22 protein-coding genes and 1 riboswitch are annotated in these 20,841 nt (G+C 62.9%); of the genes, 8 read left to right on the top strand and 14 right to left on the bottom strand.

Annotated features, from left to right (window positions below):
• The first annotated feature begins 202 nt into the window (after positions 1-202).
• The 5 genes from H1S03_RS07995 to H1S03_RS07975 all read left to right on the top strand — a co-directional run bounded on the left by H1S03_RS07995 (position 203) and on the right by H1S03_RS07975 (position 6,572).
• On the top strand, positions 203-1,828 hold the full coding sequence (locus H1S03_RS07995; protein ID WP_185803952.1) for a long-chain fatty acid--CoA ligase: 1,626 nt from the start codon (positions 203-205) through the stop codon (positions 1,826-1,828).
• A 208-nt stretch (positions 1,829-2,036) separates the two neighbouring features.
• Entirely contained in the window at positions 2,037-2,672 is a 636-nt protein-coding gene (locus H1S03_RS07990) for a TetR/AcrR family transcriptional regulator (protein WP_166192514.1), read from the top strand.
• A 224-nt stretch (positions 2,673-2,896) separates the two neighbouring features.
• Entirely contained in the window at positions 2,897-3,403 is a 507-nt protein-coding gene (locus tag H1S03_RS07985) for a 2Fe-2S iron-sulfur cluster-binding protein (protein ID WP_185803951.1), read from the top strand.
• Positions 3,400-4,386, top strand: a complete 987-nt coding sequence (locus tag H1S03_RS07980) for an FAD binding domain-containing protein (RefSeq protein ID WP_185803950.1) — start codon at positions 3,400-3,402, stop codon at positions 4,384-4,386. The genes H1S03_RS07985 and H1S03_RS07980 overlap by 4 nt, the downstream gene beginning before the upstream one ends.
• Entirely contained in the window at positions 4,383-6,572 is a 2,190-nt protein-coding gene (locus H1S03_RS07975; RefSeq protein WP_185803949.1) for a xanthine dehydrogenase family protein molybdopterin-binding subunit, read from the top strand. The genes H1S03_RS07980 and H1S03_RS07975 overlap by 4 nt, the downstream gene beginning before the upstream one ends.
• A 78-nt stretch (positions 6,573-6,650) precedes the next feature.
• Here H1S03_RS07975 and H1S03_RS07970 read toward each other — a convergent pair whose 3' ends face one another.
• Complete coding sequence (locus tag H1S03_RS07970; protein ID WP_185803948.1) at positions 6,651-7,109, bottom strand: universal stress protein; 459 nt, start codon at positions 7,107-7,109, stop codon at positions 6,651-6,653.
• A gap of 98 nt (positions 7,110-7,207) precedes the next feature.
• Here H1S03_RS07970 and H1S03_RS07965 point away from each other — a divergent pair, with 98 nt between their 5' ends.
• Genes H1S03_RS07965 through H1S03_RS07955 form a run of 3 tightly spaced genes read left to right on the top strand, consistent with a single transcriptional unit; the run spans position 7,208 to position 10,344 of the window.
• On the top strand, positions 7,208-7,660 hold the full coding sequence (locus tag H1S03_RS07965; RefSeq protein ID WP_185803947.1) for a MarR family transcriptional regulator: 453 nt from the start codon (positions 7,208-7,210) through the stop codon (positions 7,658-7,660).
• 4 nt (positions 7,661-7,664) lie between these two features.
• Positions 7,665-8,807: an HlyD family secretion protein gene (locus H1S03_RS07960; RefSeq protein WP_221892633.1), complete on the top strand. Its 1,143-nt coding sequence runs from the start codon at positions 7,665-7,667 to the stop codon at positions 8,805-8,807.
• The gene (locus H1S03_RS07955; RefSeq protein ID WP_185803946.1) at positions 8,794-10,344 is read left to right on the top strand and encodes a DHA2 family efflux MFS transporter permease subunit; all 1,551 of its coding nucleotides are present in this window, start codon (positions 8,794-8,796) and stop codon (positions 10,342-10,344) included. The genes H1S03_RS07960 and H1S03_RS07955 overlap by 14 nt, the downstream gene beginning before the upstream one ends.
• A 10-nt stretch (positions 10,345-10,354) precedes the next feature.
• Here H1S03_RS07955 and H1S03_RS07950 read toward each other — a convergent pair whose 3' ends face one another.
• From H1S03_RS07950 to H1S03_RS07890, 13 genes are all read right to left on the bottom strand, one after another.
• Positions 10,355-11,086: an ABC transporter permease subunit gene (locus tag H1S03_RS07950; protein WP_185803945.1), complete on the bottom strand. Its 732-nt coding sequence runs from the start codon at positions 11,084-11,086 to the stop codon at positions 10,355-10,357.
• Positions 11,083-11,808, bottom strand: a complete 726-nt coding sequence (locus tag H1S03_RS07945; protein ID WP_185803944.1) for an ABC transporter ATP-binding protein — start codon at positions 11,806-11,808, stop codon at positions 11,083-11,085. Before H1S03_RS07945 ends, H1S03_RS07950 begins: the two co-directional genes overlap by 4 nt.
• Complete coding sequence (locus tag H1S03_RS07940; protein ID WP_185803943.1) at positions 11,805-12,476, bottom strand: TenA family protein; 672 nt, start codon at positions 12,474-12,476, stop codon at positions 11,805-11,807. The genes H1S03_RS07945 and H1S03_RS07940 overlap by 4 nt, the downstream gene beginning before the upstream one ends.
• On the bottom strand, positions 12,473-13,408 hold the full coding sequence (locus H1S03_RS07935; protein WP_185803942.1) for an ABC transporter substrate-binding protein: 936 nt from the start codon (positions 13,406-13,408) through the stop codon (positions 12,473-12,475). Before H1S03_RS07935 ends, H1S03_RS07940 begins: the two co-directional genes overlap by 4 nt.
• The gene (locus tag H1S03_RS07930) at positions 13,405-14,388 is read right to left on the bottom strand and encodes a HesA/MoeB/ThiF family protein (RefSeq protein ID WP_185803941.1); all 984 of its coding nucleotides are present in this window, start codon (positions 14,386-14,388) and stop codon (positions 13,405-13,407) included. The genes H1S03_RS07935 and H1S03_RS07930 overlap by 4 nt, the downstream gene beginning before the upstream one ends.
• The gene (locus H1S03_RS07925) at positions 14,385-14,981 is read right to left on the bottom strand and encodes a thiamine phosphate synthase (RefSeq protein WP_185803940.1); all 597 of its coding nucleotides are present in this window, start codon (positions 14,979-14,981) and stop codon (positions 14,385-14,387) included. The genes H1S03_RS07930 and H1S03_RS07925 overlap by 4 nt, the downstream gene beginning before the upstream one ends.
• Positions 14,978-15,748 carry a thiazole synthase gene (locus tag H1S03_RS07920; protein WP_185803939.1) on the bottom strand — a complete coding sequence of 257 codons (771 nt, stop codon included), beginning with the start codon at positions 15,746-15,748 and terminating at the stop codon, positions 14,978-14,980. The genes H1S03_RS07925 and H1S03_RS07920 overlap by 4 nt, the downstream gene beginning before the upstream one ends.
• A 1-nt stretch (position 15,749) precedes the next feature.
• Positions 15,750-15,947, bottom strand: coding sequence for a sulfur carrier protein ThiS (gene thiS / locus H1S03_RS07915; protein WP_166192559.1), 198 nt, complete (start codon positions 15,945-15,947; stop codon positions 15,750-15,752).
• Entirely contained in the window at positions 15,931-16,905 is a 975-nt protein-coding gene (locus H1S03_RS07910) for an FAD-dependent oxidoreductase (RefSeq protein WP_185803938.1), read from the bottom strand. The genes thiS and H1S03_RS07910 overlap by 17 nt, the downstream gene beginning before the upstream one ends.
• Positions 16,905-17,705: a bifunctional hydroxymethylpyrimidine kinase/phosphomethylpyrimidine kinase gene (gene thiD / locus H1S03_RS07905; RefSeq protein WP_185803937.1), complete on the bottom strand. Its 801-nt coding sequence runs from the start codon at positions 17,703-17,705 to the stop codon at positions 16,905-16,907. Before thiD ends, H1S03_RS07910 begins: the two co-directional genes overlap by 1 nt.
• A gap of 60 nt (positions 17,706-17,765) precedes the next feature.
• Positions 17,766-17,865: riboswitch (TPP riboswitch) on the bottom strand.
• Positions 17,866-18,032: 167 nt separating this feature from the next.
• Positions 18,033-19,067 carry an ABC transporter substrate-binding protein gene (locus tag H1S03_RS07900; protein ID WP_185803936.1) on the bottom strand — a complete coding sequence of 345 codons (1,035 nt, stop codon included), beginning with the start codon at positions 19,065-19,067 and terminating at the stop codon, positions 18,033-18,035.
• A 98-nt stretch (positions 19,068-19,165) separates the two neighbouring features.
• Positions 19,166-19,927: an ABC transporter permease gene (locus H1S03_RS07895; protein WP_185803935.1), complete on the bottom strand. Its 762-nt coding sequence runs from the start codon at positions 19,925-19,927 to the stop codon at positions 19,166-19,168.
• Entirely contained in the window at positions 19,924-20,727 is an 804-nt protein-coding gene (locus H1S03_RS07890) for an ABC transporter ATP-binding protein (protein ID WP_185803934.1), read from the bottom strand. The genes H1S03_RS07895 and H1S03_RS07890 overlap by 4 nt, the downstream gene beginning before the upstream one ends.
• Between the last annotated feature and the right edge of the window lie 114 nt (positions 20,728-20,841).

Here is a 20,841-nt window from a genome sequence, read left to right as displayed (position 1 = left end):
CATCCGATCCAGAACCCCCGCAAGGATCTGACGATCATCTACGGCGCACATGTCACCGAAATTCCGACCGGAAAAACGCGCGCGACCGGTGCCGCCTGCGGCGCAACACCAACGCGCCGACAATCATGATCGCGAAACGGGCGGCGGGCCCGTTCCGTGGCACTACACCAGCTGCGATCGCAGCAGAATAAAGGAGAACAGTATGTATGGAACAATGATGTATCAGGCGCTGTCGACAGGTTCGCTGATCGATCACGCCGAGAAATATCACGCCGGAACCGAGGTCGTTTCGGTCGAAACGGATGGCCAGATCACGCGGTCCAACTGGGGTGAGGTCGGGGTCAACGCGCGGCGGATGAAGGCCGCGCTGGACAAGCTGGGCGTGTCCGACGGCGCACGCTGCGCGACCATCGCCTGGAACAACCGCCGCCATCTGGAGCTTTACTTCGGAATCGGCAGCGGCGGGCGCGTGGTTCACACGATCAACCCGCGTCTGACCCCCGAACAGATGATCTATATCTTCAACCATGCCGGGGACGAAGTGCTGTTCGTGGACCGCACATTCCTGCCGATTGTGGCCAAGCTGGGCGAGCACCTGAAAACGGTGAAGCACTATGTCCTGATGGGTCCGCGTGATGAGGAAGCCGCCGCCATGGTCGAAGGGCTGCTGTTCTACGACGAGATGCTGGCCGAGAACGATCCGGTGCCCGCATGGCCGGAACTGGATGAAAACTCCCCCGTCGTTCTGTGCTATACCTCCGGCACGACCGGCAACCCCAAGGGCGTGCAGTATTCGCACCGCTCTCTCATTCTGCACACCATCGGTGGAAACCAGCCCGATGGGATGAGCATCGCCGCGCGCGACGTTGTGATGCCGGTCGTGCCGATGTTCCACGTCAATGCCTGGGGCTCGACCTATATTGCCGCTGGCGTCGGGGCGAAACTGGTATTGCCGGGGCCGAATCTGGACGGCGAAAGCCTCGTCCGGTTGATCGACTCCGAGAAGGTGACGATATCGCTGGGTGTGCCGACGATCTGGATGGGATTGCTGGCCGCGCTCAAGAGTACCGGCATCAAGCCCGACTCCATGAAGCGCACCGTGGTCGGTGGCTCGGCGCTGCCGCCCTCCATGATCCGGGACTTCCGCGAAAAATATGGTGTCGAACTGATCCACGCCTGGGGAATGACGGAGACTTCGCCCCTCGGCACGCTGAACCAGATGCTCGAAAAGCACTCCGGGCTCAGCGAGAGCGAGAAGTTCAAGCTGCGCGAAGGCCAGGGCCGCCCACCGTGGGGTGTGGACGTACGCATCGTCGATTCCGAAGGGAATGAACTGCCCCGCGACGGCAAAACGCAAGGTGAACTGCAAGTGCGCGGCCACTGGATCGTCGAGAGCTATTTCGGCCAGGAAAACAACGCCCTGACCGATGACGGCTGGTTCGATACCGGCGATGTGGCGACGCTGGACAGCGACGGCTATCTGGTCATTCGCGACCGCTCGAAGGACATCATCAAGTCCGGCGGGGAATGGATCTCGACCGTTGAGCTGGAAAACATCGCGATTGCGCACCCCAAGATCGCCAACGCCGCCGCCATCGCCGCATATCATCCGAAATGGGATGAACGCCCCGTTGTGATTGCCGTCCCGGACGAAGGGGAAACGCCGACCGAGGAGGAAATCATCGCCTCCTACGACGGCAAGGTGGCCAGCTGGCAGGTTCCCGACAAGGTGATCTTCGTTGACGAACTGCCCATCGGTGCGACCGGCAAGGTGCTCAAGAACAAGCTGCGTGAGACCTATGGCGACGTTCTGACGAAGGACGCCTGACGTGAACAGGGTCACGATCGATATTCGCCCCGACCTGCGGGCCATTGATCGTGACCTTGATACTCTGCCCGCAACCGGGGCGCGTTGCTGCGTGATCGACAGGCGTCAGCGCGGCCCGGGCAGGCTTCCGCCCCGCGTACAGCGCCCTTGGGGGTGGTTGAAACCGGCGCCCATTTTCATCTACGCAGTGCGGGGGTGAGACCGGGACATGAACAAGCTCGACAAGGTCAACCGCCTCGCAGCCAAGGCCGATGCCAAGGTCGCGAAGCGCGTCCGCAAGAAGGACGAACTGGCAGACAGCGCGATAGCCGCACTGAAGCAGCTCGGCTATGCCCGCACCAGCCTGCGTGACATCGCCGAACTGTCCGGCGTGGCCGTCGGCACGTTGCATTACTACTTCGATGACAAGGTCGATCTGATTGCCTACTGCGTGCGCCGCTACAAGGTGGGTTTCGTCGCGGAAATGCAGTCGATCCTGGCCGAGGACGCCCCGCCGGAGCGTCTGGCCGAGCGGTTCGTCAGCGGCCTCGCCCTGTCCATCCATCGCGAGGCGAAGACGCACCGGCTTTGGTATGACATCCGATCCCAGGCCATGTTCGACCCCTCGTTCCACCAGATCGTCGAAGACATCGAAGCCGGGCTTGTGGAACTGGTCGAGGAGTTTCTGGAGCGAACCGGCCACACACATGTCGATGCCACCTCGATCTATCTGCTGCTGGACGCCGCATTCCGCTATCACCTGCAAAAGCTGCTCACGGATGACAGCACCGCACCAGCCGATTTCGAGGATCTGGTGATGGGCATGTTGAGGACCGTTTCAAGAGCAGCCCGGATCGGTAGATAGCGCACTCCGCAGACGGGCAGACAGCATTTTGTCGCGACCGCCCTGACTTGGATATTTTCGCTAAGGCGCATTGGCTGCGCGTCCTCGTTTAGGCTGCTTTCTCAACTATAACGTGTGTGCCTGCGCAGTTATTCCTTGCTCCGCGCCCTCCCCGCTTTACCTGAAAAAACAACGACCAAGCTGGATGCTGCTTCCGGCTTCACAATCGGCGGGAAGGATTCGACATGGAAACTGAGCTTACCATCAATGGCACGCAGCATCGGCTGGACCTCGACGAGAGGACGACGCTGCTGGATGCCTTGCGCCATCATCTGGGCCTGACGGGCAGCAAGAAGGGCTGCGACCACGGGCAATGCGGGGCCTGTACGGTGATGGTTAACGGGCAGCGGATCAATTCCTGCCTTACCCTCGTCTGCATGCATGAGGGTGACGAAGTGACCACGATCGAGGGCCTCGGCCAGCCGGGAAACCTCAGCCCGCTGCAACAGGCCTTCGTTGCCGAGGACGGTTTTCAATGCGGCTATTGCACACCCGGTCAGATCTGTTCGGCCACCGCGATGTTGCAGGAAGTCTCGAACGGTTGGCCCAGCCACGTCACTGATGACCTCGACAGCGCGCCGGAGCTGACGACCGAGGAAATCTCGGAACGGATGAGCGGCAACCTCTGCCGTTGTTCAGCCTATCCCAACATCGTGGAAGCAATCCGCAAGGCCGCGAAGGAAAGCGTATGAGACCGTTCGACTATACCCGCGCCGAAACCAGCGAAGACGCCACGCGGCAGGCGGCCAGCGGGGCAACCTTCATCGCCGGCGGCACCAATCTGCTGGACCTGATGAAACTGGAGGTGATGGCACCCGGATCGCTGATCGACATCAACCGGCTCGACCTTGGCAGGATCGAGCGGACAGATGACGGTGGCTTGCGGATCGGGGCGCTGGTCACGAACAGCGATCTGGCGAATAATTCTGACGTGCGCCGCAACTGGCCGGTCCTGAGCCGGGCCCTGCTGGCGGGCGCCAGCGGTCAGTTGCGCAATAAGGCGACCACGGGCGGCAACCTGCTGCAACGCACGCGGTGCCTGTATTTCTATGACCGCGCCATGGCCTGTAACAAACGCGAACCGGGCAGCGGCTGTGCCGCGCGCGATGGGTTCAATCGTATGCTGGCCGTGCTCGGCACGTCGGAACATTGCATCGCCACCCATCCCAGCGACATGGCCGTGGCCATGCGCGCGCTCGACGCGCAAGTGGAAACGTTGAGGCAGGACGGGGAAACCCGACAGTTGACGCTGGATGAGTTGTACCTGTTGCCCGGCGACCGGCCCGACCGTGAGACGGTGCTGGAGCCCGGCGAACTGATTACCGCGGTCGTCCTGCCCGCACCCGTCGAAGGTCGCCAGACCTACCGCAAGGTGCGCGATCGCGCGTCCTATGCATTCGCTCTCGTTTCGACCGCGGGCATCGTCGCGGTGGAGGATGGGCGCATCAGCCGCGCCGATCTGGCATTTGGCGGACTGGCGCCAAAACCTTGGCGCAATGCGCAGGTCGAGGACCTGCTGGTGGGTGAGGTCCCGTCCGAATCCCTGTTCGGCAAAGCCGCCGACCTGCTGCTGGCCGAGGCACGCGGTTTTGGCGCAAATGATTTCAAGATCCCCCTCACGCGGCGCACTCTGGTGTCGGTGCTAACGGAACTGACCCAGGAGGCAAGCGCATGACCGAGTCTTTCAAGATGGACGCCCCGGTCACGGACCGACGGCTCGATGACATGGTGCAGGGACTGGTCGGCGCACCGCTCGACCGGCCCGAGGGGCCGTTGAAGGTAACGGGCCAAGCGACCTACGCCAATGAATGGCAGGTCGAAGGCATGGTCCATGGCGTGATGGTTCGCGCGCCGGGCAACAGCGGGCATGTCGTGCTGACCAATCGCGATGTGGTTGCGGCTATGCCCGGCGTGCTTTCTGTCATTCAGGACGATCGTCTGTTGCGCAATCCGGCGCAGGGCACGGCGAACGAAGCGCCCATTCAGGGACCACATCACGCAGCCTATATGGGCCAGTTGATCGCCGTGGTTGTGGCCGAAAGCTTTGAGCAGGCACGCCATGCCGCGCAGTGTTTGCAGGTAACGCTGGAAAACGCCGAAGTGGTGGCGGTCGATCCCGATACCGCAGCGCTCGAACCGCAGGAGGGCCAAGCGCTCGACCAGGGGGACCTCGACGCGGCGATGCGTGATGCGGCCTACGCGGTCGATGTAACCTATACCACGCCCTCGCATTCCAGCGCGGCGATGGAGCCGCATGCCTCGATCGCGTCATGGGAGGGGGAGGATCTGACCCTGCGCGGCAGCTATCAGATGCTGAAATACAATCGCAATGAACTCGCGGATTCATTGGGCATCCATCCCGACCGGGTGCGCGTCCTCTCCCCCTATGTAGGCGGTGGTTTCGGCTCCAAACTGGGCCTCTCGCCCGAGGCGGTGGCGGCGGCCATAGCGGCAAGGGAGGTCGGACGTCCGGTATCGGTCGCATTGCAGCGCCAGCAGGTTTTCGAGGCAACGATGCGTCGGTCTGAGACCCGCCAGCGCGTCCGCCTTGCCGCCGATGCCGAGGGCCGGTTGACCGGGCTGGGCCATGACGCCCGGATATCGAACCTGCCCGGTGAAACATTCGCCGAGCCGGTTCTGCAGGCCTCGCACTTCCTCTATTCGGGTCAGAACCGCCGGATGTCGATGGATATGGCGCGCCTGCACAGGCTTTGTGCGGGGTCGGTGCGCGCGCCCGGTGAGGCCGTGGGCGTAACCGTTCTGGAAAGCGCCATGGACGAGCTGGCCTATAAAATCGGCATGGATCCCGTCGAACTGCGCCGTCGCAATATACCGGACAAGGATCCTGAAAGCGGCAAGGCGTTCTCCTCCCGCCGGTTCCGCGAAGCGCTGGATAGCGGGGCCGAGGCCTTCGGCTGGGCAGATCGCCCCGGCGTCAAGGAACGGCGCGAAGGCGAATGGCTGATCGGCTACGGCATGGCCTCGGCGGCGCGGGTGAATGTGCTGATGGAATCTCAGGCGCGCGTCAGCCTGACACCGCAGGGCAAGGCCGTGGTCCAGACGGACATGACCGATATCGGCACGGGCACATATGCCATTCTGGGACAGATTGCCGGTGAGATGCTGGGGCTGCCGCGTGAGGATGTGGAGGTGGTTCTGGGCGACACCGATCTGCCGCCTTCGTCAGGTTCCGGCGGGTCGTGGGGGGCATCCTCAAGCGGCACATCCGTCTACCTTGCCTGCCAGGCAATCCGCAGGCAATTGGCCGAGCGGTTGCAGGTCAGCGAACCCGACCTGACGTTGAAGGACGGCAGCGCGACCTTCGACAATCGAACCCGATCCCTGGTCGAAATCCTGCAAGGCGATGAGATCGTCAAGCTGGGCCATGTTCAACCCGGCGATACATCGCAAGCCGTCAGGCAGGCGACTTTCGGCGCCTATTTTGCCGAGGTTGCCGTGCACGCAGCCTCGGGTGAGACGCGGGTGCGGCGGATGCATGGCAGCTTCGCGGCGGGCCGGATATTAAACGCCAAGACGGCACGATCGCAGTGTCTGGGGGGCATGATCTTCGGTATTGGCATGGCGTTGGAGGAAGAACTGGCCTTCGACCCGCGCGACGGCCACGTGGCGAACCACAATCTGGCGGAGTACCACATTCCCGTGAACGCGGACGTGCCGCAGATGACCGTCGAATTGCTGGAGGAACGCGACGATTGGGCCAACCCGATGCAGGCCAAGGGGATCGGGGAGCTGGGCATCTGCGGTGCCGCCGCCGCGATCGTCAACGCGATCCACAACGCGACGGGTGTGCGGGTGCGCGACTATCCCGCAACGCTGGACAAGGTGATTGCCGGAATGTGACCTGTGCCGGCGGGGTGGCCGAACCTACCCCGCCGGCCACCTCACTATGAAACCGCACGATCTGTCAGGTACAGACCTTCAATCGTTGTGGAAAAGCTCTGAATCCTCGACGACCTTTTGCGCCAGAAGCAGGCTACATCCCAGCGTGTCGCCCAGCCCCGCCGCGACCGAGCGGCTCATCCAGCGGGTCCAGAACCCCTGCTGGTGATGCCCGATGACGACCAGATCTGCCCCGATTGCATTCGCGACATGTGTGATTTTTGCGACCGGATCCCCGAACTCCATATGAACCTCGGGCGACAGCCCCATGCCGGAGAGCCTTCGATAGCCCTCGTCGAGGATTTCCTTGAAATCGGTCTGCTGCTGGGCAAGCGCCCCGACATCCGCGCCCTGCGCCAGCGCGCTGGCCGCGCCCGTTTCGACCACCGCGAGCAGGATCACCGCGGCGCCCGTGATCTGGGCCAGCCGCGCCCCCTCTCGCAGTGCCAGCCGACCCTCGCGAGAGCCATCGAAACACAGCAAAATCTTCTTGTACATTGGGTGGATCTCCGGTTCCGCATTGGCCCTTGCAATATGATTGAGATCACACTAATTAGCCTTGCATCTATTAGCAAGCTATTGAAAGTTGATGAGCGATGCAGAACGACATCGAGGCTCAGGAGCCTTTTACGCGCTCGCTGATCTCCTCGGCGCGTATGTGGAGACGCTATCTCGATCTGGTGTTTCGTGACCTCGAACTGTCGCAGGCACGGTGGAGCGTTCTGTTTGAGCTGTCGCAAAATGAAGAGGTTACGCAGGTTGAACTGGCGCGCACTCTGGGAATTGAGGCCGCAACACTGGTTCGCCAGCTGGATGGGTTGGAGGATGCCGGTCTGATCGAACGTCGACCTTCAGCCACGGACAGGCGGGCAAAGACGCTGCACCTGACGAAGGCGGCATATCCTCTCATCGAGAAGATGGAAGAGATGTCCGCGACCAGCCGCACGGAAATTCTTGAGGGCATCTCCCAGCAGGATCTGCGTATTGCAACAAAAGTCCTGAGCCGCATCACGGCCAGATTGGAGAATTTGAGCAGTGGCGAAAATTGATAATATGAAAACCGATGCGGGCGAGGCAGGCACGGATAAACCTGTGCCGTCCACCCCACGCAGAAGAAGCCGCACGAAATGGATCAAACTGATCGTGATCGCCGGCGTGGTCGCTGTTGCCATCTGGCTGGCCGCCCCCTGGCTGATCGCGCGGTTCACGCAGGTGCACATCAACGATGCCCGGATCACGGCCAATGTCGTCACCGTATCCAGCGAGGTTTCCGGACGCGTCACGGCAATGTCGGTTCTGGTGGGGGACACCGTCGAGGAGGGTGACCTGATCGCGTCCATCGACCGCGAATACTCGCAGCCGCAGCTTGACGCCGTCCTGTCCACACTTGCCGCAACCGACGCGCAGTTGGAGGAGCTTCAGGCACGCAGGGTGCTGCTTGAACGGCAGTTGTCCGCACGTCGGGATGCGGCCTTGGCCGGGATAGCTGCCGCGGATGCGAACCATGAGGCATCACTCGCCGTATTGACGAATGCCCGCGCCCGTCAGGAGAGGGCGATCAAACTTACCGAGCAGAATATCACGTCGCAGCAAACCCTGGACGAGACCCAGGCCGCGCTGGATACCGCCGCCCAGCAGGAACGTGCCGCATTCGCCGCGATCGAAAGCGCCCGCGCCAGTCTGGCCATCGTCGAGGCCGACGGAGAGCAGATAAACGTGCTGGAATCCCAGATCGCATCCGTTCTCGCCCAGCGCACGGGAACCGAGGCCGACCGCAGCCTTAAGGAGATCGACCTCGCACACCGCATGATCACGGCTCAGTTCGACGGCCTAGTCGATGCGACCTTTGTCGATGTCGGTGAGTATGTGACGCCCGGCACGCGCATCGCGATGTATCACGCGCCGAATGACGTCTGGATCGACGCAAACGTCAAGGAGACCGATTACGGCAGGATCCATGTCGGATCGCCCGCGACCATCACCGTTGATGCCATTCCAGACCGGACATTCGAGGGGGAGGTGATCGGGATGGGCGGCGCGGCCACGAGCCAGCTTGCGCTTCTGCCCAGCCCCAACCCCTCGGGCAACTTCACGAAAGTGACCCAGCGCCTGCCGATCCGTGTGTCGATCGACGCTGACGGCATCGAACTCAGGCCCGGCATGATGGTTGAGGTCTACGTCGATGTCACAGATTGATCGTTACTTCGAACGTTACGGGGCTGCCTACAAGTGGTTCGCGACCGGAACGATCATGATCGCAACCATCTCGGTTGTGCTGTCCACCACAATCGTCAACGTCGCCATTCCGGCGGTCATGGGGGCATTCGGCATCAGCGCGGTACAGGCGCAATGGATCTCCACCGGGTTCCTGGCCGCCATGACCGCCACGATGCTGCTGGCCGATTGGGCCAACCGTGCCTTCGGAATGCGGCTGACGTTGAGCGCATCGATGGGCGTGTTTCTGGCGGGGTCCGTCCTTGGGGGCGTCGCGCCGAATGAGACCGTTCTGACGCTGGCGCGCGTGGTGCAGGGGGCTGCGGCGGGTGTCGTTCAACCGTTGGCCATGATCATGCTGTTCAAGGTCTTTCCGCCTGACAAGCGCGGCGCAGCCATGGGGATCTACGGCGTTGGCGTCGTTCTGGCACCGGCGCTGGGCCCGTGGATCGGGGGCGTGCTTATGGATGCGTTCGATTGGCGTTTCGTCTTCTACCTTTGCCTGCCCTTCGCCGGCCTGGCCATCTTGCTGTCAAACATATTCCTGCCCACGCGTGAGGAAAGCGGGCCGATGCCGCCCTTCGACTTTATCGGGGTGTCGATCCTGTCGATCTTTCTCGCGGTGCTGCTCAGCACGCTGACGAACGCGCAGCGCCTGGGATGGGATTCCAATGTCATCCTGTCGGGTTTCACGATCTCCGTGGTTTCGGCCATCTCCTTCATCGCCTGGGAGATGTATACGGCCAAGCCGATGCTCGACATGCGGCTTTTCAAGAATTTCGCCTTCTCCTCCGCTTCGGTCATTGCCTTTATCATGGGGGCGGGGCTGTTCGGGTCCACCTATCTGCTGCCGGTTTTCGTGCAGCAGATTCAGGGCATGACACCGACGCAGGCGGGCCTGCTTCTGATGCCCTCGGGCTTTGCGATGCTGCTGGTTTTCCCGATTGCGGGCCGGTTGTCAGACAAGGTGTCTGCGCCGATCATGATCGCTATCGGGATGGCGGTCTTTGCCGGGTCCTCCTGGCTGATGGCAAGCGCGAATGTCCATACGGCGTTCTGGACACTGGCGTGGTGGACGGTCCTGTCGCGGGTGGGGCTGGGGCTGGTGTTTCCCGCCATTTCGTCTGGCGCGCTCAAGGTTTTGCCGGTGCATCTTCTGGGTCAGGGTTCGGGGGCGTCCAACTTCATCCGGCAACTTGGCGGTGCCTTCGGGGTGAACCTTCTGAGCGTGTTCATCGAACGGCGCACGATCATGCACGCGGATGCCTTTGCCGCAACCCAGACCAGCGACAACTCCACGACGATGGAGTTGTTGGGCCAGGTGGCCGGTCTCCTTCACACCTCGGGATTGCCGGACTCCCAGCTTATGCCTGCGGCGGCATCGTTCCTGGGCCAGACGGTGATGATCCAATCCTCGAACGCGGCATTCCAGGACGGATTCCTGGTCGTATGCGGTATATTCCTGCTCGCGCTGATCCCGACATGGTTCATGTGGCGCGCCCCTTCCTCAAGCGGATAGGTTACGGGTTTCATCCATCCCAAAGCCGCCGGCAAGCGGTATCGACGGCTGCGTGCAGCACCAGCGTCAACACCGCCAGAACAATCAACGCTGCGAACATCAGGTCGATTTTCGCACGACCATTCGCCAACAGCATCAGATAGCCCAGCCCTTGGGACGCCCCAACCCATTCACCGATGATCGCGCCGATCGGGGCATAGACAGCGGCGAGCCGCAGACCCGAGGCGAAGCCCGGCATCGCCGCAGGCACACGAATACGCCAGAGGATACGACCCGGCATGGCGTTCATCACGTGGGCAAGCTCCAGCCAGCCGCGCGGTGTTCGCATCAGTGCATCGAAGAAGGCCGAGGTGACTGGAAAATAGATGATGAGGAGCGCCATCGCGACCTTGGACCAGAGCCCGTAGCCAAGCCAAAGCGTCAGGATCGGGGCCAGAGCGAAGACCGGTATCGCCTGGCTGAAGACGAGCATCGGCCGCAGCAGGGACCGCGCCAGCGGTGAGGCCGCCAGCGCGATAGCCGAGGCAAAGCCAGCCGCCGCACCCAGCCCGAGGCCGAGGAGAACCTCGATGGCCGTGACGACCGCGTGCTCGGCAATCAGCGCGCGGCTGGTCCACAACGTCGTAAAGACGAGACGCGGGCCGGGCAGAATGAAACGGGGCAGTTCGCCCCACGTGACGACGGCCTGCCAACCCGCCAATCCCAGAAGCGTTACCGCCAGAATGCGAAGGGTTGATTTCACTCTGCCTCCATCAGCATTCGCAGCAGACGCCCCTGAAATTCGAGCGTTTCTGGCGCGTCGTAGCGGCGCGGGATCGGGCTGTCCGGCGGGGGTACGGAGGTGATACCGCGCCGCGTCATCAGCAGGACATGATGTCCCAGACGCGCGGCCTCGGCTGTGTCGTGGGTGACATGGAGGACAGTGCGCCCGGCCAGCACTTCGGCAGACAGGTCCTGCATCAGGGCCCGCGATCTGGCATCGAGAGACGAGAACGGCTCATCCAGCAGCACAACCGGGCGATCCTCCATCAGCGTGCGGGCCAGCGCCACCCGCTGTCGCTGTCCCCCCGATAGCGCATTCGGTCGCTTGCCCGCGTGATCGGCCAGCCCGACACGTTCCAGCACCTGCCGCGCGCGATCCTGCTGAGTTTTTTGCCCTCGCAACCGCGTGCCCAGAGTGACATTCGCGGTGAGGTCCAGCCACGGCATCAACAAGTCGCTCTGCGCCATCAACGCCACGCGGCCGCACAACGATGCACCGTCACCGGCTGAGGCCTCGCCCAAAAAGAGAACCTCATCGCCAAGTCCCGCGAGCAAACGCAACACGGTCGATTTTCCCACGCCCGAGGGGCCGAGCAGGCAGGTCCATTCCCCGGCAGGCGCCACGAACGAAAGCGGCCCGAAGATCGCCGTGCCGTCGATCGTCGCACGACCGGCCATGTTCAGCGCGGGCGCGACGCTCATGCGCTGAGGCCCATGCCCCAGAAATCGACCTCAAGCCGGGTTGCCATCTCGAAACGGGCGCACAGGCGGGGCCAGCGCGGACTGCTTTCCGGCTGCTCCCCCAGACGCCGCGCGGTCGCCGCATCGATCAGCGCACCCACCTCGCGGCACGTGTGCTGATATTCGGCGCCCGCATAGGTCGCGATCCAGTCGGCATACGGGGTCTCGCCCGCCTGCGCCGCCAGCCGCGTGCCGATCTCGCCATATCCCAGCACGCACACGGCCAGCGCCGCCATCAGGTCGAGGAAATCGCCCGAATGACCGGCATCGAGCACATAGCGTGTATAGGCCAGGTTCTGCGGAGCCTCGCGGGCTGCGAAAAGCTGGGCCTCAGAAATGCCCTCGGCTGCGCAAGTCTCGATATGCAGCTGCAATTCCCCGTCAAGCAGCGCGTGAACCGTGGCGGCGCAGGCCCGCATTTCCTCCGGCGTCTCCGCCTTGGTCACGGCCAGCGCCCACGCGCGGGAGAAGTGGATGAGGAACAGGTAATCCTGCACCAGATAGCGCAGGAACGCCTCACGCGGAAGCGTGCCGTTCCCCAACCCCTTCACAAAGGCATGGCGGGTGTAATCGTCCCATGTCTGGCCCGCCGCCGCGCGCCAGAGGGGGAAAATCGCACCGTAACTCATTGCGCGCCCAGATCGATCGCCAGATCGGAGACGGGGCGCGTGCCCTCGATCAGGCCAGCCTCAGCCAGGAAGGCTTCAAAGCGGGCATAACGCCCCGCGTCCAGCGCCTCGGGGCGAAGGGCAAAGCGGGGCAGCGTGTCGCCCCAGGCCCGCTCGTTCAACTCGTCCTGCAATTCGGCCGAAGTCGAGGAGAAGACCTCCCAGCTTTCCTGCGGATAATTGATGATATACTGCGTCGCCTTCTCCGTGGCAGCGAGGAAACGGCGGATCATTTCCGCATCCATCGTGTCAGGGTTGGCGACATAGATCAGCTCATCATAGGTCGGCACGCCTTCGGATTCGGGATAGAAGCAGCGGCCCGACACACCCTCGATATCCATCTGATTTAGCTCGAAATTGCGAAACGCGCCGATCACCGCATCGACCTGACCCGACATAAGCGCGGGTGAGAGCGACCAGTTGACGTTGATCAGTTCGACATCGTCCATCCCGAGGTCCGCCTGCCCCAGCATCGTCGACAGCAACGCCTCCTCAAACCCCGAGACGGAGAATCCGATCTTGCGACCTTCGAGATCCGCGATCTGCTCGATGGGGCCGTCCTCCAGCACCAGAAGGCAGTTGAGCGGCGTCGCGACCAGAGTGCCCACCCGGATCAGCGGCATGCCCTCGGCCACCTGAAGGTGCAGTTGCGGCTGATAGGAAATGGCGAGATCCGCGGCACCGGCGGCGACCATCTTGGGCGGATCGGCGGGGTTGGCGGGGGCGATGATCTCGACCTCCAGCCCCATATCGGCAAAGTAGCCACGTTCCTGCGCGACGACGATAGGCCCGTGATCGGGGTTCACGAACCAGTCGAGCATGACGGTCATCCGATCCTGCGCAACGGTCGGTGTGGCCGCAAGAAGGAGGAGAGTGGTCAGTACGGTCTTCATGGAGTTTCTCCGGTAGGGTCGCCAAGGGCGACGAGGCATATTTCTCCATCCCAGACGGAGGCGAGCCGTTCGGCGGCAGCCCAGGCCCGCAGGCCCGAACGGCAGCACAGCACCGCGCGTTGGCCGGCGGCGGGAACAGGCCCGCCCGCGCCCAAGGCGGTTGTGGTCAGGCGATGGGCGGCGGCGCGAACCAGCGGGGCCTCCTCCTCGGAACGCAGATCAACGAGGAAATCGCCCTCGGCAATCTCGGACGGGGCGAGAAAACGCGGCTTGCGATCCGGCTCAGGCGCGCCGGAAAACTGAAAACCGCCGAAGCGGAACGAGCGTGCATCGAAGGTGACGAGCCTGCCCAGCGGCGCGGGCTCCATACGCCCCAGAAGCGCCAGCGCCATCTGCGCCTGAAGCCCGCCGACAACCCCCACGACCGGGCCCAGAACGCCATCCTCGGCGCAGGAGCCCATGTGTCGCGGCATGTCCGGGAAGACGGCACGCAAGCTGGGCGCCCCCCCGCAAAAGGCACCGGCATAGCCATCCAGACCGATCACCGATCCGCTGACCAACGGCAACCCGGTTGCGTGACACCTGTCGGACAGGATGTAGCTTGCGGCAAAATTGTCGGCGCAGTCGATAACCAGATCGACACCCTCGCAAAGCACGGCGTCATTGGCCGGATCCAGCGTCGTGACGATCGGCTCGACAACACAGTCCGGATTGAGCGCCCTGACCGCCGCCGCCGCCGCATCAGCCTTGGGCCGGCCGATATCGGATTGCGCAAACAGCGTCTGCCGGTGCAGGTTCGTCACCTCCACCCGGTCGGGATCGACCAGACGGATGCGCCCGACGCCAGCACCGCCGAGATATTGCAGCACGGGCGCGGCCAGCCCCCCGCCCCCTACGATCAGCACATGCGCCTGCCGCAGGAGGCTGTCACCCGCCTTGCCGAGTTCGGGGACCGCGATCTGACGGGCATAACGGCTCATCTTGTCGCCTCGATCCACTCGCTCAGGCGGCGCTCGGGATCCTTGTTCAGGGTGATGTCCGTGACCGCCGAGACGATGTCGGCGCCCGCCTGATAAGCGCCCGCCGCTCGCTCAACACTCATCCCGCCGATGGCCACGAGAGGCAGATCACCGATGCGGCGTTTCCATTCCGTGACGCGGTCCAGGCCCTGACGCTCCCACTTCATCTTCTTGAGGATCGTCGGATAGACCGGGCCGAGCGCGACATAATCGGGCTCCAATGAAAGCGCGCGGTCGAGTTCGGCATGATCGTGGGTACTGATGCCCAGCTTCAGCCCGGCCCGGCGGATGGCGGGCAGATCCGCAATATCGAGATCTTCCTGCCCCAGATGCACCCAGTCGCAACCTTCGTCGATGGCAAGTCGCCAGTGGTCGTTAATCACCATCACCGCACCATGCGCCTGGCACATCGCTTGCGACCGCGCCAATGCGGCCCTCAGATCAGGCTCCGCCATGTCCTTGATCCGCAGTTGCACCAGCTTCACGCCGAGCGGCAACATGCGCTCCAGCCAGTCGGGACCATCGAAAATCGGGTAAAAACGGTCGAGTGTCATTCCAGAAACGCCATTCCAATCACCGGGGTTGAGGGTGCCGCCATGTCGCGCGGCTCCATCGGGTCGGCCTCGAACGCCAGCCGTCCGGCCTGAACCGCGCGGGCGAACCCCTCCGCCATACGGGCGGGATCACCGGCTTTGGCGACCGCAGTGTTCAACAACACCGCGTCGAACCCCATCTCCATCGCCATCGCCGCCTGGCTGGGCAGGCCGAGGCCCGCATCCACGACCATCGGCACTTGCGGAAACTGGGCGCGAAGCGTGCGCAGACCGTAGATATTCGTCAGCCCCAGACCGGTGCCGATCGGCGCGCCCCAGGGCATCAACACCTCGCACCCCGCATCGAGCAGGCGGCCGGCAAGCACCACATCCTCGGTCGTGTAGGGAAAGACCTGGAATCCCTCATCGGTCAGGATGCGAGCAGCCTCGACCAGTCCGAACGGATCGGGTTGAAGCGTGTCGGCATGGCCGATCACCTCAAGCTTGATCCAGGGCGTATCGAACAGTTCGCGCGCCATCTGCGCCGTCGTGACGGCCTCCCGAACCGAATGGCAGCCTGCGGTGTTCGGCAAAAGCGTCACCCTCAAATCGCGCACCAGCCCCCAGAAGGCCGCGCCCGCCCGTTCGTGCCCTGCCTCACGCCGGACAGAAACGGTTGCGATCCCGGCGGCGGAGCGGCGGAACGCCTCCGTCAGCACGGCGGGTGAGGGATACTGCGCGGTGCCCAGCATCAGGCGCGACGCGATCTCGGTTTCATAAAGTCGCATTTCAGCCCCCCTGCCGGGGTGTGACGATCTCCACCCGGTCGCCGGGTGCCAGCGCCGTTTGCCCACGCAGCGAGGCTGGAACGAAATCCTCGTTGACGGCTGTTGCCACCTTGGCATCGCCAAAGCCGAGTTCCTCCAGAACCGCGTCAAGCATCTCTGCCCGCGTCTCGGTCGGTGTGCCGTTAATCATGATCTTCATGCCAGAACTCCGGTTTGCTGCCGTCACAGGCTGCCTCCACCGCTTCGCGCGCCAATTCGGGGGCGAGCAGAAAGCCGTGTCGGAACAGACCGTTGACGTAAATCGTCTCACCCCGCCGCACCAGGCGAGGCAGGTTGTCAGGAAAGGCGGGGCGGGCATCAACGCCGACTTCGACCAGCTCAGCCTCACCGAAGGCCGGATGCAACGCATAGGCCGCGGATAACAGTTCGAGGGTCGAGCGCACGGTCCGCCTTACGTCGTCGCTCTCGATCTGGGTGGCGCCCAGCATGAACAGGCCGTCCGCGCGGGGCACGACATAAAGCGGATAGCGCGGATGCAGCAGCCGGACCGGGCGCGTCAAGCGAATATCGGCGCTGCGCAGCACGGCCATCTCACCCTTTACCCCACGCAGATCCTTGAGGCTATCGCGCGCGGCGAGGCCGCGACAGTCGAAGGTCAGCCCTTTCGCGTGGCCCGGCTCAGCCACGAAGGCAACGCCAGCCTGCTCCAACCGGGCGCGAAGATGGCGCAACGCCGCGCGCGGGTCGAGATGCGCCTCACCCGCCACATGCAAAGCGCGATCGAAGCGTCCCTCAAGGTCAGGTTCCAGCGCGGCCAGCCCGGCGCTGTCGAGCGTCTCATGCTCCGCCACGCGCCGGGCAAAGCGGTCCAGTTCCCGCCGATCACGCCGCAGGGTCAGCACCAGCGTGCCCCGCCGCTCCACGCTCACGCCCTGCCGCGCCCACCAATCCGCCGCGCTCTGGCCGAGGCGGACAACAAGTTCCTCGGCGGTTTCGCCCTCACAGAAAGGGGCAAGCATTCCCCCTGCCCACCACGAACAGGCATATGGCCCGGGCATTGGCGAAGGGTCGAAGACCGTCACCTCGCAACCACGCGCGACCAGTTCCGTCGCGACGCAAAGCCCTGCGACCCCGGCACCGATGACACGCGCCTGCATCACGGCCAGACCTCATGAAAATGATGCACAGGGCCGTGGCCACTGCCAATGTCCAGCCGGTCGGCTGCGCGGATCGCGCCATGAAGCCAGACCTGCGCCCGCCGCACGGCGGCCTCGACGCTCGCCCCCTTTGCCAGTTCGGCCGCAATCGCCGAGGACAGGCTGCATCCTGTCCCGTGCGTGTTGCGGGTCATGCAGCGCGTTTGCTCCATCGTGATGACGCCCGACGCCGTGACCAGCCGGTCGATGCAGGTCGCCCCCTCGGCATGGCCGCCCTTCATCACCACCGCCCGCGCGCCAAGGTCAAGCAGCGCCCTGCCCTGACGCACCACCTCCGCCGCGTCCTGCGCGGGGGCGCTGCCCAGCAGACGCGCGGCCTCGGGCAGGTTCGGCGTCAGAACATCCGCACGTGGAAGCAGCAGTTCAACCAGCGCCGCCTCCCCCTCTTGGGACAAAAGCGCGTCCCCCGACTTCGCAACCATGACGGGATCGAGGATCACAGGGCCATCATAGCCTTCGATCGCGGCCGCAACGGCGGCCACAATGTCCGGCGATCCGAGCATCCCGATCTTGATTGCCATCGGCGGAATGTCGTCGAGCACGGCGGCGATCTGCGCCGAAACTGTCCGGGAGGAAACAGGCTCGATAGCGGTGACACCGCGCGTGTTCTGTGCCGTGATCGCGGTTATGGCGCTGGTCCCATAAACCCCGAGGGCGCAAAACGTCTTGAGGTCGGCCTGAATCCCGGCGCCTCCACCACTGTCGGAGCCTGCTATCGTCATTGCGGATGGGTGTGACATCTTCATTGCCTCCACCAGCGACAGGTGGAGAGAGATCTACAGGCGAAGGGTACGCGCCGCATCAGATCATGCTCCGTTCCCTACGCCGGTATTGTCCGGATCAGGTTCGATGGGTCAGCTTGCGCCTCTCAGCCCTGAACGGGCACCCCAACGGATTTGCGTGAATGCTAACAGCCGACGGGTCGCCCTGCAAGCGGCGACGGCAGATCTGATCGGCCACCTCGACGCGGTCCCGGTTTTGGCCAATCGCTGACCCCGACCATTGCGGCCGGGGCGGAGGCTTCAGCTCAGGTGGATAGCGTTGCTACCCGATGCAGGGCCGCGGCGTCATCGATCCGCATATGCGGCATCGATGACAGTCTGCACATTGTCGCCCGAGATCAGGGGCAAGACATCAAGATCGGCAGAAACCGTCCCGTTTGCCGCAAGGATATCCACGACCGTCTGCCATGAGGACAGTTTGAGTTCACCCGGACGTTGCCCTTCGGGGGGCGTGATCAGGTTCATCGCCTCTGCATAGAACGCCTCGGCCACGGCCTGGTTCTCACAAGCAGACTCGATGATGCCGCAGACAAGATCAAATGCCGCTTGCGAGTTTTCGATCGCATAATACTGCCCCTCGACCCAAGCGCTTGCGATAGCTTTTGCCGCACTCAACCCTTCGTCGGTGGAAAGGACTTCCTCCGTGGTTACCATGCACGCACCCGGCACATTCGAGTAGGTTTCGGGCGTGATATCGACCCATTCAATACCTGACGCGGCCAGCGATGCGACGTCAGGGAAGCTGGAACTGTAGGCTTGAACCCTGTCATTTTGCAGCGCAACCAGAGATTGCGGCCCTGCGGGACCGATTGGAAGAAGGGTGATGTTCTTGTTGACCTCCAAGCCGGCCTCGGAGATCGCGGCGGAGACAAGCTGGCTTTCACCGCCACCAGCCTCGGTGTAGCCCAGCACCTTGCCTTCGAGACCCGCCATCGACGTGATACCGGTGTCGGCCTGCGCAACGATGCGGTAGACGTTCTTGACCTGATTGCAGAACAGAACGCGGATATCGTCGCGCCGATTGAACGCGACCACGGCGTCGGCCGCCCCCATGAGCACGAAATCGCTGTTGCCCGCGACGACCTGCTGCGAGAGGTATCCGGAACCGTCAGCAACGACAGTAGATACTTCGACGCCATTGTCAGTGAAATAACCCAGCTCACGCGCCACGATCAACGGCGTGAACGCGAAGCCTTCAGGGATTGGCAGCATGATTTCCACCGGCGTCACATCCTGAGCGACAGCGCCGAAACTCATGCCGATTTGCAACGCCATAGCCCCGAGCAGGGCGGTGCGCGCCTTGTTGAATTTTCGTGTCATAGTCTTCTCCCTTTTTGTTGTGATCGCGGCGCGTTTATGTGCGCGTCACGGCATTTTTACTTAGTCGCTTCTGTCCGGCGCCCTCCAAACGCCCTTCATCAATCTTGCTTCCATGTAATCAAGTACCTCTCCAACAGCTCAATCAGCCCGTAGAGAACCAGGCCGATGACCGCCAGAAACAGCACGACGGAAAAGGCCTTGGCCACTTCGAGTTGGAAGTTCAGTTCTTTGATCAACACGCCAAGACCAACGGAGCCGCCAACGAATTCAGCAACGATCGCGCCAAGCAGCGCCAATGTCAGAGCGGTTTTCACACCCGCGAATGCGATTGCCGATGCACCGGGAAGTGTCAGACGGAAAAACGTCTGGGATTTGCTCGCACCCATCGTTCGAAACAGCATCTTCGCGTTGTCATCGACGCTGGCCATGCCGGCCACGGTGTTGATCACGACGGGAAAGAAACAGATCACGGCGGCCATCACGACCTTTGACGTGATGCCAAACCCGAACCAGGTCAGGAAGATCGGCGCGAGCGCCACCCGAGGCGTGTTCTGGAACGCGATGACGAACGGATAGAACGCGGTGCGAAATGTTTGAAACGTTCCTGTCAATGCACCGATGATCAACCCGAGCGAAACGCCGATTGCGAAGCCGTATAGGGTCTCTTGCAAAGTGACCCAGGTCGAGTCCCAGAAATATCCCCGCGTCACAAGTTCGCTGAACCCCACGACAATCGCGGCCGGAGACGGGATCATGATCTCGTTGATCATGCCGAAATTGCTCATGAGTTGCCATGTGGCGACCAGCACCACCCCCACGAGCACCGGCAGACCGATCCGGTAGAAAACTGAGTTTGTCATAGCGTTTCTCCCGCCAAGTCAGACGCCAGAGCGGCCCGCACTTCATTGCAGATTTGCTGGTATTGATCGGTGCCGATCATGTCGGCGCGGCGCGGACGCTCCAGATCGACGGCGATATCGCCAACGGTTCGCCCGGGGTTTGCGCCAAGAGCAATGATGCGATCGGACATCAAGACCGCTTCACCGATGCTATGCGTCACCAGCAGGGTCGTCTTGCCGAGTTGGTCGGCCATTTGCGCAACTTCGATGTTCAGATATTCACGCTTGAATTCATCAAGCGCCGAAAACGGTTCGTCCATCAACATGATACCCGGATCGAGCGCCAACGCGCGGGCGAGCGCGACCCGCTGCTGCATACCGCCCGAAAGCTCCCACGAATTCAGGGACGCGACGGAGGAGAGGCCAACGAGGTCGAGCAATTCCTCAACCCGCCGCGATGTGCTGACGTCCTGACGCCGCGCAATCACGAAGGGCAGCTCCACATTCTTGCTGACGTTCAACCACGGCATCAGGACCGACTGTTGAAGCATGAAGCCGATGTCCTCACGCCCGGCCTTGGGTTTCTGGTCGCCAACCTCCACCGTTCCCGTGTCATAGCTGACCAATCCGGCGATAATCTTGAGCAACGTGGATTTACCGCAGCCGGATGGCCCGACGAACGAGATAAATTCACCCGCTTCGACCTGAAGGTTGATATCGCGCAAGACGGGCAAAGGTCCGCTCGCAGTCTCATAGGTTTTCGACACTCCAGCAAGGCGGATGGTCTCCCCCGTCGTGCTGGCAATAGAAAATGTAGACATGTAGCCTCCCCGATGTGGACCCTTGCCAGTTGCGATATCGGCAAGGAAAAGTAGCTGCTCCGACGCGCTTTCCCTGAAGTCGGGCGCGTTCAGCACGCCCTGTTTTCTCGTGAC

It is taken from the genome of Pontivivens nitratireducens (genome assembly GCF_014235845.1).
GTDB classification, from domain to species: Bacteria; Pseudomonadota; Alphaproteobacteria; order Rhodobacterales; family Rhodobacteraceae; genus Pontivivens; species Pontivivens nitratireducens.
This window is presented reverse-complemented; position numbering and strand designations above follow the sequence as displayed.